This window comes from Microbacterium ginsengisoli (assembly GCF_000956535.1).
Lineage (GTDB): Bacteria > Actinomycetota > Actinomycetes > Actinomycetales > Microbacteriaceae > Microbacterium > Microbacterium ginsengisoli.
This window is the reverse complement of the sequence record NZ_JYIY01000072.1, coordinates 75,245-91,432: the sequence shown is the minus strand read 5'-3', so window position 1 is coordinate 91,432 and position 16,188 is coordinate 75,245. Positions and strand designations below refer to the sequence as shown.

Here is a 16,188-nt window from a genome sequence, read left to right as displayed (position 1 = left end):
CCCGCGAACCGCGCCCCGCCACCACCCCCGGCTGTCGCCGCCCGACCGGGGGAGACAGCGCCCAGACAGCGCCGCGACAGCGGCGAGGTCGAGGGTGGAGCCATGACGAACTCCTCCCCCACCGAATGGGCGGTCGAAGCCGATGGACTCGTGAAGGTCTTCGGGCAGAACCGTGCCGTCGACGGCGTCGACCTGCGGGTGCGCACCGGGACGGTCTACGGCGTGCTCGGGCCCAACGGCGCCGGCAAGACCACCACCATCAACATGCTCGCGACCCTGATGCGCCCCGACGGCGGCAGCGGCCGCATCTTCGGCCATGACGTCGTGCGCGAACCCCAGGTCGTGCGCCAACTGATCGGCGTGACGGGCCAGTTCGCGTCCGTCGACGAGACCCTGTCGGCCACCGAGAACCTCATGATCTTCGCGCGCCTCCTCGGCCTCAGCCGGGCCGACGCGAAGCGCAAGTCCGAGGAACTCCTCGAGCGCTTCGCCCTCACCGACGCCGCCCGCCGCCCGCTGAAGAAGTTCTCCGGCGGCATGCGCCGGCGGCTCGACCTCGCGGCATCCCTCATCGCCCAGCCGCCGCTGATCTTCCTCGACGAGCCCACCACCGGACTCGACCCGCGCACGCGCGGCCAGATGTGGGACACCATCCGCGACCTGGTCGCCAGCGGATCGACGGTGCTCCTGACCACCCAGTACCTTGACGAGGCCGACCAGCTCGCCGACCGCATCGCGGTGATCGACCGCGGCCGCGTCGTCGCCGAAGGCACGAGCGATGACCTGAAGGCGTCGGTCGGCACGTCGTCGCTGCAGCTGCGGCTCGCGGACGCGAACGACACCGGCGAGGCGCTGCAGGTGATCGAGCGCGTGCTCGGCGTGCGCGGGACGCTCTCGCCCGAGTCCGCCCGCATCACCGCGCCGATGGGCGACGCCGACCGAGTCACCGATCTCCTCGTGACCCTGCGCGAGCACGGCGTGGCCCTCGCCGAGCTCAGCGTGCAGAAGCCCACCCTCGACGAGGTCTTCCTCGCCATCACCGGCCACGGGGCATCCGATGCCGACGACGCCGGTGCCGACCAGAAGCAGGAGGTGTCCGCATGACCGCCCTCGGCACCGCCCCGATCGTCCCCGCATCGGAGCGCACCCTCAAGAACCACACCAGCCTCCGCCAGACCCTCGCGAACACGTTCACGATGGCCTACCGCGGACTCGTGAAGATCCGCCGCACGCCCGAGCAGCTGTTCGACGTGACGTTCCAGCCGATCATCTTCACGCTGATGTTCGCGTACATCTTCGGCGGCGCGATCGCCGGTGACGTGCAGAACTATCTGCCGCAGCTGATCCCCGGCATCCTCGTGCAGACCGTCATCACGACCTCGGTCGTCACCGGCACGCAGCTGCGCGAGGACATGGACAAGGGCGTGTTCGACCGGTTCCGCTCACTGCCGATCGCGCGCATCGCGCCGCTGTCGGGCGCGCTCCTGGCCGACACGCTGCGCTACGCGATCGCGACCACGCTCGTGTTCGTCATGGGCGTCATCATGGGCTACCGCCCGGGCGGCGGGTTCGGCGCCGTGGTGGTGTCGGGCATCCTCGTGATCGTCTGCTCGTGGGCGATCAGCTGGATCTTCGCGTTCTTCGGCGTCATCGCCCGCACCGCGTCGAGCGTGCAGGGCATCTCGATGCTGGTGCTCTTCCCGCTCACGTTCCTCTCGAACGCGTACGTCCCGACCTCGACCCTGCCCGACTGGCTCGCCTGGTTCGCGAACATCAACCCGATCTCGCACCTCGTCACGGCGGTGCGCGACCTCGCCAACACGGGCACCATCAGCGGTGACCTGTGGGTGTCGTTGCTCGGCGCCGCGGTGATCGTGGCGGTGTTCGCGCCGCTCACGGTGCGCGCCTACATGCGCAAGGCCTGATCGGGCGGCGCGAGGGGGTGGATGCCGCGGCATCCACCCCCTCGTCGTGTCCCCTGACCCGCAGGCTCCGGGGGAGAAGAGCGCGGCGCTCAGCCGCGCAGGATCGTGAACGACCGCTCTGCGCGACCCTCCCGCGGCTGCTCGCGCTCGGCCGACCGGGCACGCGCGACCGCATCGGCCCCCGCGATCCGCTCGGCGCGGGCGAGGTGCGCGTCGAGACGCAGGCTCGGGAAGTCCTGGCGCACGCCGCAGCTCTCGGCGAGCGCGAGCGCGGCGAGTGCGGCCTCGGCGAGCCCGGGCTGGTCGAGCGCCCACGCCGACCACCCCAGCAGCACGGTGCCCAGCACCGGGTGGTCGGTCAGCTGCGGGCGCACCCGGGCGTTGACGATCGCGCGCACCCGCAGCCGCCGCGCCCACAGCGCCCGCCGTTCGGGCGTGCCGGTGCCGTCGATCGACGCTGCCGACAGGGCCGCGCCCAAGGTGATGAGGTACCAGGGGGAGTTGCGCTGATCGCCCGACACGAAGGTGTCGATCGCGCGCGCGAACTCGTCGGCGGAACGGTCGGCGTCCCCCTCCGCACGGTCGGTCTCGGCGAGACCGAACCTGCCGATCGAGGCGATCTCGCGGTCGGCGCCCGGAACCTCGGCCGCCTCCACGAGCGCGGCGAACCGCGCACGCGCCTCGTCGAACCGCCCCAGGCCGATGAGGTTGCCCGCCACCACCCACCCCTGCTGACGCACCTGCTCGTCGGCGCCGAACACACGGAACCCCTCCGCGGCACGCTCGAACCACTCGAGCGCGTCGGCGGCGGCACCGACCTGGCTCGACAGCTCCGACACCGACGACGCGGCCGCCGTCGCGAGCCACCGCACACCGCCGGCGGTCGCGATGTCCCATGCGCGTCGCGACGCGGCGAGCGCGATGGCGTGGTCGCCGTCGTTCTCGGTCGCCTGCGCCCGCACGAGCTCTCCGAGAGCGGCGACGGACGGGTCCGACGAGGCCCGCAGGCGCCCGATCGCGGCATCGAAAGAGACGCGATCGCGGGTGGCGAGGATGACGTCGGCGAGCCCCGCGAACACCGGCGAGATGGGCGCGCGACGCCGACGGAACAGGGCCAGGCGCGCGAGCGGCCGGGCGGCCGGCACCCGAGTGGTGATCAGGGCGAACGCCGCTGTTCCGGTGAGCAGCACCGCCGCGGCATCCGGCGGCACCGCATCGTCGCGAACCCGGCCCATCGCCTCGATCGCGACCGTGCCGAAGGAGGTCAGCTCGGTGATCGACCCGCGCACCAGCCAGGTCTGCACGAGCAGGGCGTAGACGGTCACGACCGTGGCGTCGTCGCCGGATGCCGCGGCCCGCCGCGTCACGCTCACAAGGTTGTCGTGCTCGGCGAAGATCTCGGCGTGCACCCGCTCGTCGAACGCGGTCGCGAGACGCTCGGCCGCGAAGGCGACCGCCCATCGGGCGACCGCGTCGAGGGCGTCGTCGTGCGCATCGGGGCCGAGGCGCGACAACCCGAACTCGCGCACCGTCTCGAGCATGCGGAACCGCACCGCACCCGTCTGCGGGTCGTCGGCGGCGATGAGGAGGGAGTGCGAGACGAGGCGCTCGAGCACGTCGTCGGCGCCGGGCACACCGATCACGCTCGCGGCGGCCTCCGCGGCGAAGCCGGCGGGGAAGACGGCCAGGCGCTCCCACGCCCGCTGGGCGGAGGCGTCGAGCAGGTCCCAGCTCCACGCGATCACGGCCTCGAGGGTGCGGTGGCGCTCGGGGGCGTCGCGGGGTCCGGTGGTGAGGATCGCGAAGCGGTCGCCGAGGCGTTGCTCGATCTGCTCGGGGGTCATCGTGCGCACGCGGGCCGCGGCGAGCTCGATCGCGAGCGGCAGGCCGTCGAGGTGGGTGCACAGTCGCGCGACGACGACCGGGTCGAGCCGCGCACCCGGGCGCACCGCGCGAGCGCGCTCGACGAACAGACGCACCGCGGGGGCATCGACGTCGTCGGCGATCGGCAGCGGGTCGAGCGCGAGCACGACCTCCCCCGACACGTCGAGCGGCGTGCGGCTCGTGGTGAGCACGCGCAGCCCCGGCGCCGCCCGCACGACATCGGCGACCCACGCCGCCGCCCCGGCCACGATCTGTTCGCAGTTGTCGAGCACGACCAGCGTGCGCCGCTCGCCGATCATCGCGAGCACGCGGGCGCGCAGGTCGGGGCGCCGCGCCTGGTCCGACAGCCTCCCGCTCGTCGCCGCCTCGGTGATGCCCAGGGCCGCGGCGATCGCGAACGGCACATCCTCGTCGGTGCGCACGCCCGCGAGCGGCACGACGGCGACGAGGTCGGCATCGGATGCCGCGGCCGCCGCCTGCGCGAGCCGGGTCTTGCCGAGCCCGCCGGCGCCGAGGATCGTCACGATGCGCGCCTCGGCGAGCAGGGTGGCGACCGCCGCGAGGTCGCCGTCACGTCCGATGAGCGGCGTCGGCGCCGAGCGAAGACCGATGCGCACGCGCCCGGCGACGGGGGCGTCCTCGCGCAGCAGCGCCGCGTGGGCCGCCACGAGGGCGGGGCCGGGCGAGGAGCCGAGGTCGTCGCGCAGGCGCGCCCGGTGCGCCGCGAAGACCGCGAGCGCATCGGACGTGCGGCCGGCGGCCCGCAGCGAGGCGAGGAGCCCCGCCGCCGCCTCGTCGTCATAGGGCTGCGCGTCGTGCAGCGCCCGCCAGGCCGGAACGGCGTCGGCGGCGCGTCCGGTCGCATCGAGCGTGCGGGCGCGCTCGCGCCGCAGGGCGTCACGCAGACGAGCGGATGCCGCGCGCAGCGCGTCCGCCGCCGGGGCGTCGCCGAGATCCCCGCCCACCTCGCCCCGCCAGAGCGCGAGAGCGTCATCGAGCGCGGTCAGGCGCGCGGCATCCGTGAGCGGCAACCCGACGGCGTCGTCATGGCGCGCCTGTGCGCACACCAGATCGATGGCGTCCGGCGCGATCGCGTAGCCCGCGGCATCGCTGCGGATGATCTCGACGCCCGCGACCTGCCGGATGCGTGAAACGAGGGTCTGCACCGAGGCGCGCGGATGCCGCGGCTGCCCCTCACCCCACACCTCGTCGGCGAGCGCCTCGACGCCGACCGACGATCCGGGAGGCGAGGCCAGCGCGAGAGCGGCCACGAGGGCGCGCGCCGTCGGACCCGCGAGAGTCGACACCGCACCGTCGACGGCGTCGACCTCGACCGGGCCGAGCACGCGGACGCGGGGCGCGGAGGTCGGCACACGGCGAGCCTAGGACACGCCGTCGCGGCGCGCCCTCGGCTCCCGAGGGCGCGGGAGCCCGCAGACTGGAGCGGGGCCGCGCAAGACGGGGAGGCGATGTCGTGAGCTACATCCAGGGATACGACCACCAGACCCTGCGGGAGATCGTCGACCCGCGCGCGTGCCGCGAGCGCCTCGAGAAGATCGACGGCCAGCGGAGCCTCCCCGCGCTGCTCGAGCGCGTCTGGCTGCTGAAGGTGACCGACCAGCTCGACGAGGCTCGTGAGGTCGCGGAGGTCGCGGTGCGCACGGCCCGCATGGCCGGCACCCGTCGCGACCTGCTGCGGGCGCGCATCCTGCACGCGACGGTGCAGCAGTTCCGCGGTCAGCTCGCCGCCGCCGACCAGGAGCTCACCCTGTGCGCCGAGGAGGCGGAGGGGCTCGGCCTCGCCCGCATCGCCGCGTTCGCCTACCAGCACCGCGCCAAGGTGCGCCTCGAGCTCGGCGAGCTCGATGGGGCTCGCGCCGATGTGAAAGCCACCCTGTTCCTGCGACGGGAGGCCGGGGCATCCGAGGAGGAGCTCACCTCGACGCTGCTCGCCATCGACCTGCTCGACCGCATGCGCGCGGGCGCCGCCGCGAGCATCGCCGGCTGACTGTCGTACCTTTGTTCTAGTCTTCCAACATGTCCGAACTGCATCGCGTGCGCACCTGGGCCGAGGCCCTGATCCGGCTGCACCTCGACGACGGATGGACGTTCGCGTTCGATGCCGCGAAGTTGCGGGCCGGCCAATGCGACTACACGCGCAAGCGCATCACCGTCTCGCGCTACCTCGCGGCACGGTTCGACGACGACGCCAACCACCAGACGCTGCTGCACGAGGTCGCGCACGCCCTCGCGGGCGTCGACGCCGGGCACGGGCCGGCCTGGAAGGCGATCGCCCACGACCTGGGCTACGTCGGCGGCACGACCCACCGCGGCGAGACCGCGACAGAGCTCGCACCGTGGGTCGGCGTCTGCCCGGCCGGGCACACCGTCTACCGGCACCGACGCGCCGTGCGCGCCACGTCGTGCGCGAAATGCGCCCCCCGGTTCGACCCGCGCTTCGTGCTGGTCTGGTCGCGGCGTGAGATCACGCCGGCACAACGGCGCGCCGCGATGACGCCCCGCTGAGCGGAGTCTGCGGCGTCGCCGATGGTCGGGGCGGGCGTTGCTGACGTCGCCGCGCTCTCAGCCGAGCGGCACGAACACGTCGCCGCGCGCTCAGGCACGCGGAACGAACACGCCGTCGCGCAGCACCGCGACCGCGTCGACCGCGTCGACCTCGGCGGCGGCGAGCACGTCGGCCCGCGCGCCACCCGCGATCAACTCCTGGCCGCTGCCGCTCGCGGTGAGCAGGTGGCGCAGGGCCGGTCGAAGCCCGCGGAACGCCTCGCACGCCGCGGCCGCCTCGGGCGACGTGTGATCGACACCGAGATCGCCGAGAGCGGATACAACCGCCCCCGCGCCGAAGAGATCCTCCACGGCGAACCGCACGTCGTCGCCGTCGCGCTCTCCGGCGGCGATCACCGCGATCGAGGTGCGCTGCCCGCGACGGTGCTGCTCGTGGAGCACCGCGCGTGCGACCGCCCCGGGATTGCGCAGCGACCCCGCGAACACCGTCGCCCCGCTCGCGGCCGCAGCCACCGCGACCGGTGCTCCCGATTGCCCCGCGAGATCGGCGAGCGCGGCGGACTCGCCGCGGGCCGCGGCATCCGTCACCGTCGTCGACAGGCGCAGTACGTCGACCACCACCACGACATCGGCCGGCGCGAGGCGGGCGAGGCCCGCCACCCCCCACTCGACACGCACCTGATAGCGGGACTGATCGGCGGGGGACGGCATCCTGCCAGCGTATGCCGCCCCGCGCGGACGGCCACCCGTGTGACACTGGGCGCATGCGCGTGCTGCTGAAGTTCGTGATCGACTGCGATGCGGATGCCGCCTGGCGCGCCGTGCACTCGCCGCGCGCCGCGGCGGAGCTGTACGGACCGCTCGTCGAGATGCGGCCGCTCGAGCCGCTGCCGACCCGCTGGGAGCCCGGGACGGATGCCGCGGTCGACCTGGTCGCCGCGGGCATCACGATCGGGCGGCAGCTCATCGCGATCACCGATCGCGTCGTCGACGGCCCCGACGGTCAGGTGCGCATCGTGCGGGACTCGGGCACCCCGCTCACCGGGCCGCTCGCGGCGCTCGATGTCTGGGACCACCAGATGGCGATCTCGGCCGCACCGGGGGATCCCGGCCGCACGCTCTGGCGCGAGCGCCTCGTCATCGGCGGACGCGCGGCGCCCGCCCTCTGGCCCGGCCTGTGGGCGACCTGGCAGTGGCGGGCGACGCGCATCCGTGCGCTCGCGCCCTCGTGGGCGCACGACCCGCAGCTCTGACCGCGCGCCGACCCGCGGTGTGACCCTGGATCAGCCAGCGGTGCGACCCCGCGGTGCGACCCCGGGGTGTGACCCGCCCTCTGACCCCGAGGTGTTCGCCCGTCGGGCGAACACACCCTCCGCACAACGTCGGAACTTCCGACCGACGCGCCGAGCACGGATGCCGCGGCGCGGGGTGGCGGCCAGAAGTTCCGACGATGCGCGCGGGGCGCGGAGTGGCGCGCGGAGGGCGCGGAGTGGGTCGCGGAGGGCGCGGAGCTGACCCCGAGGTGGGGGCGCCGAGCGGCGGGTGAGGACCCCACTCGACGCGCGCCGAGCGCCGTGCGCGCGCCGCGCTCAGTCCTGCGCGAGGGCGGCGACCGGGCTCGTGCGGGTCGCGATGCGCGTCGGCACGACCGTCGCCACCAGGGCGACGACCACGGTCGCCGCGATCACCACGATGAGCGGGATCGGCGGGATCACCGGCCAGACCAGGGTGGCCGCGGCATCCGGCGTCAGCTTGACCGACCCGAGCACGGCCTGCGCCCCCGCCCAGCCGTACGCGGTGCCGAGCACGATGCCGACGACGAGCGACGCGAGCACGAGGTGCACCGCCTCGAGCAGCACGACCAGCCGCACCTGCCGGGACGAGAGCCCGAGGGCGCGCAGCAACGCGAACTCGCGGCGCCGCTGATGCACACCGAGCGCGAGCTGGTCGACGACGCCGATCGCGGCGATCACTCCGCAGACGGCGACGAGGGCCATCATGACCGTGGTGAATCCGGTGAAGCCCGCGGTCATCTCCGGCGGCGCCTCACCACCGGCGGAGGCGACGAGCACGCCGATCGCGCTGGTGCCGGCGACGGCGAACATCATCACGAGCGCGACGCCCATCACGAGCGCGATCGCCATACGACTGGACCGCTCCGGATGCCGCAGCGCGTTCTCTGCGGCGAGGCGGGCGACGGCCGACCGGCCGAAGAGGCGACCGATCAGACGCAGCACCGGCGGCATCACGAGGTGCGCGCCCAGGGCGAGGGCGGTGAATGAGAGGAGCCCGCCGGGGAACGCGATGAGCACGCCATAGGGCGAAGAGAGCCCCACGACGACGCCGAGCGCGAGAAGGCCTACACCCGACGCCCCGAGCACGAGCGCGGCGACCGTGCGGCCGTGCGAGCGCGACAGCTCCTGAGTGGATGCCTCGACCGCCTGTCCGAGCGCGGCCATCGGCGTGACCCGCAGCACCCGACGCGAGCCCGCCCACGCGCCGGCCCACGTGGTGAGCGCGACCACCGCCGCGGCACGAGGAGCACCGGGCGGATCAGCTCGAGCCCGGGCGCCGCGATGCCGTAGGCGTTCTCGAGCACCCACACGCCCGCGAACGACAGCACCGTGCCGCCGACGAGCCCCGCGACGGCGCCGACGATCCCCGCGACGAGTCCGAGGCGGGCGACGTCGCGGCGCTGGGAGCGGGCGGTGGAGCCGAGCAGACGCAACAGGGCGATCTGGCGCACGCGGCCCGCGACGACCGTCGCGAACGTGTTCGCCGTGACGATCGAGGCGACGTACACGGCGACCCCGACGAGCAGGCTCGTGAGGATGCCGCTGACCACCGCGAACGTGCGCGACTCGCCGACGTGCGGGGTGGCGGAGATCGAGGCCGACAGGAACGCGGTCGCGCTCAGCAGCACGACGGCGAACGCGGTCGCGACCGCGGCGATCAGCACGGTGGCGCCGGTTCCGCGCTCGCGCAGCGAGAACCCGCCGATCCGCACGCGCGGCGGCGAGGCGACGGCGGTCACCGCGGTCATGACGCGGCCTCAGTGGCGCGCAGCTCGCGAGCCGTCATGAACGCCGAGATCTCCTCGGCGCTCTGGCCGCGGGTGTCGGCGACGACGCGACCGTCGGCGAGGTGTACGACGCGGTCGGCGTGACTCGCGGCGATCGGGTCGTGGGTGACCATCGCGATCGACTGTCCGTGCTCGCGCGACGCCGTCTGCAGCAGGCGCAGCACCTCGGCGCCCGAACGGGAGTCGAGGTTGCCGGTCGGCTCGTCCGCGAACACGAGGTCGGGCGCGGTGGCGAGGGCGCGGGCGATCGCGACGCGCTGCTGCTGGCCGCCGGAGAGCTCGTGCGGGCGATGGGTGAGCCGATTCGCGAGACCGAGCGACTCGACGAGCCCGTCGATGCGTGCCCGCTCGAGCGCGGTCGGCGCACGCCCGTCGAGCTCGATCGGCAGGGCGATGTTGCCGCGCACGTCGAGGGTGGGCACCAGGTTGAACGCCTGGAAGACGAAGCCGATGCGACGACGGCGCAGCAGCGTCAGCTCGGTGTCGCCGAGACCGGTGATCTCCGTCTCCCCCAGCCACACCCGGCCCGACGTCGGAGCGTCGAGCGCCGCCATCACGTGCATGAGCGTGGACTTTCCCGACCCCGACGGGCCCATGATCGCGGTGAACTCGCCGCGCCCGATCGAGAGCGAGACGTCGTCGAGGGCGCGCACCGGGTTGTCGGTCGAGCCGTAGGTCTTGGTGAGGTGCGCGACGCGCGCGGCGGGCGGGGGCGGGGTGGTCGAGTCATCCATGTCGTCGACGCTACGAAGACGCCCCCGGATGCCGCGTCGCCCGCGGGTCGCATCGGGGTCATCCCGGAGGATGACCTCGCGCGGCGCGCGTCGCCGCGTGCCGGTGCGCGTCAGGCGAGCCCGTGCTCGTACGCGAACACGACGAGCTGCACGCGGTCGCGCAGGCCGAGCTTCGTGAGGATGCGGCTGACGTGGGTCTTGACCGTGGCCTCCGACAGGAACTCTCCCGTCGCGATCTCAGCGTTGGAGAGCCCGCGCGCGGCGAGCGCGAAGATCTCCCGCTCGCGCTCGGTGAGGGCGGCGAAGGCCGCGGGCGCCGGGCGGGGTGCGGCATCCGTCATCGATGCGAACAGCTCGCGGGTCGCGGATGCCGCGATCACCGCAGACCCCGCGTGCACCGTGCGCACCGCGGCGAGGAGGAACTCGGGCTCGGCGTCCTTGAGCAGGAAGCCGCTCGCGCCCTCCCGGATCGCGCGCGCGGCGGCCTCGTCGAGGTCGAACGTGGTGAGCATGACGACGCGGGGCGGGTCGTCGTCGCCCAGTAGCTCCGCCGTCGCGGCGATGCCGTCGAGGACGGGCATGCGGATGTCCATCAGCACGATGTCGGGGCGCATCACCCGCGCGACCGCGACGCCCTCGCGCCCGTCGCCCGCCTCGCCGACCACCTCGATGTCGGACTGCGAGTCGAGCACCATGCGGATGCCCGCGCGGAACAGCGCCTGGTCGTCGACCAGCACCACCCGGATCACGCGAGGCCCCGCGGGAGCACCGCCACGACGACGAACTCGTCGCCGCGGGGCGCCGCGCCGAGCGATCCGCCGACGAGGTGGGCGCGCTCGGTCATGCCGATGATGCCGTGGCCCGGCGCCGGGGCGCTCGGCTCACCGCCCGGGCGCACGCCGTTGCGCACCTCGACCGACACGGCTTCCTCGCTCCACGCGACCCGCACGCTCACCGCGCCGCCGTCGCCGTGGCGCAGGGCGTTCGTGAGCGCCTCCTGCACGATGCGGTAGACCGCCAGCTGCAACGGTGCCGGCGGATCGGCGAGCGGCGGACGCACCTCCACCCGCAGGTCGACGCCCGCCCCGTGCACCTGCGCGAACAGCGCATCGAGGTCGGCGAGTCCGGGCTGCGGGCCGGCGCCTTGGCTGTGCCGCAGCTGCTCGAGCAGCAGGCGCACGTCGGTGAGCGCGGCGCGGGCCGTCGACGCGATCGTCGCGAGGGCCTCGGTCGTCGCCTCGGGGTCGGATGCCGCGGCGTACCGCGCCCCGTCGGCCTGGGCGATCACCACCGCCAGCGAGTGGCCGACGATGTCGTGCATGTCGCGGGCGATGCGCACCCGCTCCTGCTCGGCCGCCGCCTCCGCCTCGGCGCGGCGCTGGGCCTCCCGGGTCTCGCGGGAGACCCGGATCGAGCGCACGAGGGCTCCGGCCGTCCACGACAGCAGCAGCGCGAACAGGATCAAGGCGAACACGAAGCCGACGATCACGACTCGCTCGAGCGGGAACGAGAAGCGGTTCGTCGCGGCGGCCAGCCCCCACACGCCCTGGAAGATCGACAGGTACGCGGTCGCGATGGCCGCCCCGCCGACGGCGGAGGCGAGGGCGAGACGGGACATCCGCCGGGAGCCGTACGCCGCGACGGCGTACAGCACGATCAGGGCGCCGAGATTGCTCGGGCGCGGGGTCAGCAGGGCGACCATCTGTCCGATCGCGGCGAGCCACGCGAGCCCCAGCGCGAGCGCCGGCGACCAGCGGCGCGCGGCGACGGCGGCAGCGAAGACGAGTCCGACGACGGGCTGCGCCGGCCCGAATCCGACCGTGCCGAACCAGTACGGCGTGAGCTCCGGCAGCACCAGGAGCAGCACGAACCCCGCGGCGAGCACGAGGTCGAACGCCAGTTGCGGGCGGGTCAGGGGTCGGAACACCGTCTCACGCTACGGGAGGCGGCCGGACGCGGCATCCGTCTCGGGGTGTATTCGGGTGCGGCCACTTTCGTCGCAGCGCACCCGCCTCCGCGTCGCCCGCCGACTCGCCGCGCACTGTCGGAACTTCTGCCTGACACGCCGCAGGCGGATGCCACAGCACGGCGTGGCGGCCAAAAGTTCCGACGGTGCGCGCGGCGGGTGGGGTGGGAACCACCGACGGGCGCGCGGCGGGTGGGATGGGAGCCGCCGGGCCGCGCGCCGGTCAGGTGAGCGGCGGGGCGACGGCCGCGTCAGCGAGCGCGTCGGCGATGCCGAGCACATTGGATGCCGCGAGCCCGGCCGTCACCCGCACGTGCGCCTCGGGCGGCTCGCCCATCACGAACGGCGACCCGGCCGCCACCGCGATGCCCGCGGCGGCCAGCCTCACGAGGGCCGCGCGCTCGGAGACGACGGGGAGCCAGAGGTTGATTCCGTCGGGGTCGCCGACGTCGATGCCGCGTTTGCGCAGCGCGACCGCGAGGCGGTCGACCCGGTCGCGGTAGACGAGACGGGCGGTGCGCACGCGCGCGACGGCGCCGTCGTCGGTGAGGAGGCCGAGCAGCACCGTCTGCAGCAGCCGCGACGTCCACCCCGGGCCGAGCATGCGTCGCGAGACCACCCGCTCGACGATGTGCGCCGGCCCGCCGAGCGCGGCGATGCGCAGGTCGGGCCCGTGCGACTTCGAGAAGCTGCGCACGTGCACGACCTGACCCGGGATCCACCGGGCGAGGGTCACATCGGGCGCCGAGCAGATGAGACCGGAGTGGTCGTCCTCGATCACGACGACGCGGTCGCCGCCGGGAGCGGCGCGCATCACGCGCGCGAGCGCGCGGGCACGTTCGGCGTCCATCGACGCGCCGGTGGGGTTCTGGGCCCGTGGCTGCAGGATGACCGCGCTCGGTCGCCGCACGAGTGCGCGCTGCAGCGACGCCGGCGTGACGCCCAGGGCATCGAGCTCGAGCGGGACCGCCTCGGCGCCCAGCGCCTCGAGCAGATCGAAGAAGTACGGGAACCCGGGCGACTCGACGGCGACCCGGTCCCCGAAGCGCACGACCTGCTCGAGGGTGCGGGCGATGCCGTCCAGCGCCCCATCGACGACGGTGATCGTCTCGGCGGGCGACGGCCAGGTCTCGGCGAAGAGGGTACCGAGCTCGGGCAGCACCGGCAGGTCGTGGTAGCGGCCGGTGTCGGCTCGGGGCGACACCCGCGAGAACGCCGCCTCGAGCGGCGGCAGCAGGGCGGGATCGGGCGTGCCGAGCGAGAGGTCGAGCCGCGTCTCGAGGGGCGCAGCGGCGAGATCCTGCACCCGGGGGCTCAGCCAGCCGGCGCGATCGACCCGCACGAACGAGCCCGCCCGCCCGCGCGAGACGATGACCCCGGCACCTGAGAGCGCGTGCCATGCGGCGCTCACCGTGCCGGCCGACACTCCGAGATCCGATGCCACCTCGCGCACCGTCGGCAGCCGCTCGCCCGGGGCGAGAGCACCCTCCGTGACCAGGCGGGCGATCTCTGCGGCGATCGCGCGCGGCGTGCGCTCGGCGAGGTTCGCGAGGGCGGCGAGGCGCGGCATCCGATGTCCTTCCCGGCGCACGAGATTTACGGATGCGTCACAGCGGGAAACCGAAGAGAAATGTTCAAGCAGAACAGTAACAGAACGGGATGACCCCGCCGGCGCGTCCGTCGCACCCCGTCAGCGGTGATCGCTGCGCGGGTGCACAGACGTCGACGGAGGCGAACATGACGACGGTACGCGCGGCCATCACGCAGACCACCTGGACGGGCGACAAGGCATCGATGCTCGACAAGCACGAGCAGTTCGCCCGGGATGCCGCGGCCCAGGGAGCGCAGGTCATCTGCTTCCAAGAGCTCTTCTACGGCCCCTACTTCGGCATCACGCAGGACAAGAAGTACTACCGGTACGCGGAGCCTGCCGACGGCCCCATCGTGCAGCGCTTCGCCGCGCTCGCCAGGGAGCTGAGCATGGTCATGATCCTCCCGATCTACGAGGAGGAGCAGACCGGCGTCTACTACAACACCGCCGTCGTCGTCGACGCCGACGGCACCATCGTCGGCAAGTACCGCAAGAACCACATCCCCCACGTCGAGAAGTTCTGGGAGAAGTTCTACTTCCGTCCGGGCAACCTCGGCTACCCGGTCTTCGACACCGCCGTCGGCAAGGTCGGCGTGGTGATCTGCTACGACCGGCACTTCCCCGAGGGCTGGCGCGAGCTCGGCCTCAACGGCGCCCACCTCGCCTTCAACCCCAACGCCACCAAGCCCGGCCTCTCGAACCGCCTCTGGGAGATCGAGCAGCCCGCCGCGGCGGTCGCGAACGGCTACTTCGTCCTCGCCCCCAACCGTGTCGGCCGCGAGGACAACGAGTACGGCGACGAGGCGGTCACCTTCTACGGCACCAGCCAGATCGTCGACCCGCGCGGCAACTACGTCGGCGCGCTCGGCTCGGGCGAGTCCGAGGAGATCCTCATCCGCGACCTCGACATGGACCTCGTGCAGGAGATGCGCGACGACTGGCAGTTCTTCCGCGACCGCCGCCCCGACACCTACGACGAGATCACGGCTCCCTGAGCCCGACCGGCGCGCAGCGGCATCCGATTCGACAGGAGCGACCCATGGCCACGACCCTCATCACCGGCGGCACCGTCGTCAACGCGACCGGCACGGGCGACGCCGACGTGCTCATCGACGGCGAGACCATCGTCGCGGTGCTCGCGCCCGGCTCGACACTGCTCGGGCACGACCTCGCCCGCTCGGTCGACACCGTCGTCGACGCGACCGGCAAGTACGTCATCCCCGGCGGCATCGACGCCCACACCCACATGGAGATGCCCTTCGGCGGCACCTTCGCCAGCGACACCTTCGAGACCGGCACCCGTGCCGCCGCGATCGGCGGCACGACGAGCATCGTCGACTTCGTCGTGCAGTACCCCGAGCAGAACATCCTCGAGCAGTACCACGCGTGGCACGAGAAGGCCGCCGGCAACTGCGCGATCGACTACGGGTTCCACCAGATCCTCTCCGACGTGCAGGACTCGTCGCTGACCGCGATGGACGAGCTGATCACCGAGGGCGTGACATCCTTCAAGCTCTTCATGGCCTACAAGGGCGTCTTCCTCTCGGACGACGGGCAGATCCTGCGGGCGTTCCAGAAGGGCGCCGACAACGGCGCGATGATGATGATGCACGCCGAGAACGGCGCGATCATCGACGTGCTCGTGCAGCAGGCGCTCGAGGCCGGGAAGACCACCCCGTACTACCACGGCATCAGCCGGCCGTGGCAGGCCGAGGAGGAAGCCACCCACCGCGCGATCATGATCGCCGACCTGACCGGTGCGCCGCTCTACGTCGTGCACGTGAGCGCCAAGCAGGCCGTCGAGCAGATCGCCGCCGCCCGCGACCGCGGCCTCAACGTGTTCGGCGAGACCTGCCCGCAGTACCTCTACCTCTCGCTCGAGGACCAGCTCGGCGCCGTCAGCGAGGAGTGGGGCGACTTCGAGGGCGCGAAGTGGGTGTGCTCGACTCCGCTGCGCTCGAAGCACGAGGGTCACCAGCACCACATGTGGCAGAGCCTGCGCACGAACGACATCCAGATGGTCTCGACCGACCACTGCCCGTTCTGCATGAAGGACCAGAAGGACATGGGCATCGGCAACTTCGCGAAGATCCCCAACGGGATCGGATCGGTCGAGCACCGCATGGACCTCATGTACCAGGGGTTCGTGTCGGGTCAGATCACCCTCCCCCGCTGGGTCGAGCTCACCAGCACCACACCGGCGCGCATGTTCGGCATGTACGGCAAGAAGGGCGTCATCCAGCCCGGCGCCGACGGCGATGTCGTGGTCTACGACCCGAACGGCCACACCTCGATCGGGGTGGGGAAGACCCACCACATGAACATGGACTACTCGGCCTGGGAGGGGTTCGAGATCGACGGACACGTCGACACGGTCGTCTCCCGCGGCAAGGTCGTCGTCGACGGCGGCTCCTACCTCGGCAGCAAGGGCGACGGGCGCTACATCAAGCGCGGCCTGAGCCAGTACCTGGTCTGAGGGG

The 16,188-nt window shown here is 73.1% G+C and carries 15 protein-coding genes; 7 read left to right on the top strand and 8 right to left on the bottom strand.

Translation table 11 applies throughout. The annotated features are described in order from the left end of the window. Window positions 1-102 precede the first annotated feature (102 nt). Both RR49_RS07430 and RR49_RS07425 read left to right on the top strand, forming a co-directional pair. On the top strand, window positions 103-1,104 hold the full coding sequence (locus RR49_RS07430; protein ID WP_045247439.1) for a daunorubicin resistance protein DrrA family ABC transporter ATP-binding protein: 1,002 nt from the start codon (window positions 103-105) through the stop codon (window positions 1,102-1,104). Continuing rightward, window positions 1,101-1,925 carry an ABC transporter permease gene (locus RR49_RS07425; protein WP_045247438.1) on the top strand — a complete coding sequence of 275 codons (825 nt, stop codon included), beginning with the start codon at window positions 1,101-1,103 and terminating at the stop codon, window positions 1,923-1,925. The genes RR49_RS07430 and RR49_RS07425 overlap by 4 nt, the downstream gene beginning before the upstream one ends. A gap of 89 nt (window positions 1,926-2,014) precedes the next feature. Here RR49_RS07425 and RR49_RS07420 read toward each other — a convergent pair whose 3' ends face one another. Beyond that, a complete protein-coding gene (locus tag RR49_RS07420) occupies window positions 2,015-5,182 on the bottom strand; it encodes an ATP-binding protein (protein WP_048809116.1) in 3,168 nt (1,055 codons plus the stop codon). A 101-nt stretch (window positions 5,183-5,283) separates the two neighbouring features. Here RR49_RS07420 and RR49_RS07415 point away from each other — a divergent pair, with 101 nt between their 5' ends. Then, window positions 5,284-5,817, top strand: coding sequence for a hypothetical protein (locus RR49_RS07415; protein WP_045247437.1), 534 nt, complete (start codon window positions 5,284-5,286; stop codon window positions 5,815-5,817). Between the two features lie 29 nt (window positions 5,818-5,846). After that, complete coding sequence (locus RR49_RS07410) at window positions 5,847-6,335, top strand: SprT-like domain-containing protein (protein WP_045247436.1); 489 nt, start codon at window positions 5,847-5,849, stop codon at window positions 6,333-6,335. Window positions 6,336-6,425: 90 nt separating this feature from the next. On the opposite strand, the gene RR49_RS07405 is transcribed toward RR49_RS07410, so the two are convergent. Further along, window positions 6,426-7,046 carry a 2-phosphosulfolactate phosphatase gene (locus RR49_RS07405; protein WP_045247435.1) on the bottom strand — a complete coding sequence of 207 codons (621 nt, stop codon included), beginning with the start codon at window positions 7,044-7,046 and terminating at the stop codon, window positions 6,426-6,428. A 53-nt stretch (window positions 7,047-7,099) separates the two neighbouring features. Here RR49_RS07405 and RR49_RS07400 point away from each other — a divergent pair, with 53 nt between their 5' ends. Next, complete coding sequence (locus RR49_RS07400) at window positions 7,100-7,588, top strand: hypothetical protein (RefSeq protein ID WP_045247434.1); 489 nt, start codon at window positions 7,100-7,102, stop codon at window positions 7,586-7,588. Window positions 7,589-7,924: 336 nt separating this feature from the next. Here the strand turns inward: RR49_RS07400 and RR49_RS16115 are convergent, their stop codons facing one another. From RR49_RS16115 to RR49_RS07375, 6 genes are all read right to left on the bottom strand, one after another. Then, entirely contained in the window at window positions 7,925-8,794 is an 870-nt protein-coding gene (locus RR49_RS16115) for an FtsX-like permease family protein (RefSeq protein WP_245610967.1), read from the bottom strand. Then, complete coding sequence (locus RR49_RS16110; protein ID WP_048809114.1) at window positions 8,695-9,378, bottom strand: FtsX-like permease family protein; 684 nt, start codon at window positions 9,376-9,378, stop codon at window positions 8,695-8,697. The genes RR49_RS16115 and RR49_RS16110 overlap by 100 nt, the downstream gene beginning before the upstream one ends. Next, window positions 9,375-10,151 (bottom strand): ABC transporter ATP-binding protein, encoded by a 777-nt coding sequence (locus tag RR49_RS07390; RefSeq protein WP_045247433.1) that lies wholly within the window; start codon window positions 10,149-10,151, stop codon window positions 9,375-9,377. Before RR49_RS07390 ends, RR49_RS16110 begins: the two co-directional genes overlap by 4 nt. Before the next feature lie 110 nt (window positions 10,152-10,261). Beyond that, window positions 10,262-10,900 carry a response regulator gene (locus RR49_RS07385; protein WP_045247432.1) on the bottom strand — a complete coding sequence of 213 codons (639 nt, stop codon included), beginning with the start codon at window positions 10,898-10,900 and terminating at the stop codon, window positions 10,262-10,264. After that, window positions 10,897-12,078, bottom strand: coding sequence for a sensor histidine kinase (locus tag RR49_RS07380; RefSeq protein WP_045247431.1), 1,182 nt, complete (start codon window positions 12,076-12,078; stop codon window positions 10,897-10,899). Before RR49_RS07380 ends, RR49_RS07385 begins: the two co-directional genes overlap by 4 nt. A 262-nt stretch (window positions 12,079-12,340) precedes the next feature. Continuing rightward, window positions 12,341-13,687, bottom strand: coding sequence for an aminotransferase class I/II-fold pyridoxal phosphate-dependent enzyme (locus RR49_RS07375; protein WP_045247430.1), 1,347 nt, complete (start codon window positions 13,685-13,687; stop codon window positions 12,341-12,343). A gap of 167 nt (window positions 13,688-13,854) precedes the next feature. Between RR49_RS07375 and RR49_RS07370 the strand changes: the two genes are divergently transcribed. Then, on the top strand, window positions 13,855-14,703 hold the full coding sequence (locus RR49_RS07370; protein WP_045247448.1) for a nitrilase-related carbon-nitrogen hydrolase: 849 nt from the start codon (window positions 13,855-13,857) through the stop codon (window positions 14,701-14,703). A 44-nt stretch (window positions 14,704-14,747) separates the two neighbouring features. Next, a complete protein-coding gene (hydA, locus tag RR49_RS07365; RefSeq protein WP_045247429.1) occupies window positions 14,748-16,184 on the top strand; it encodes a dihydropyrimidinase in 1,437 nt (478 codons plus the stop codon). Window positions 16,185-16,188 lie beyond the last annotated feature (4 nt).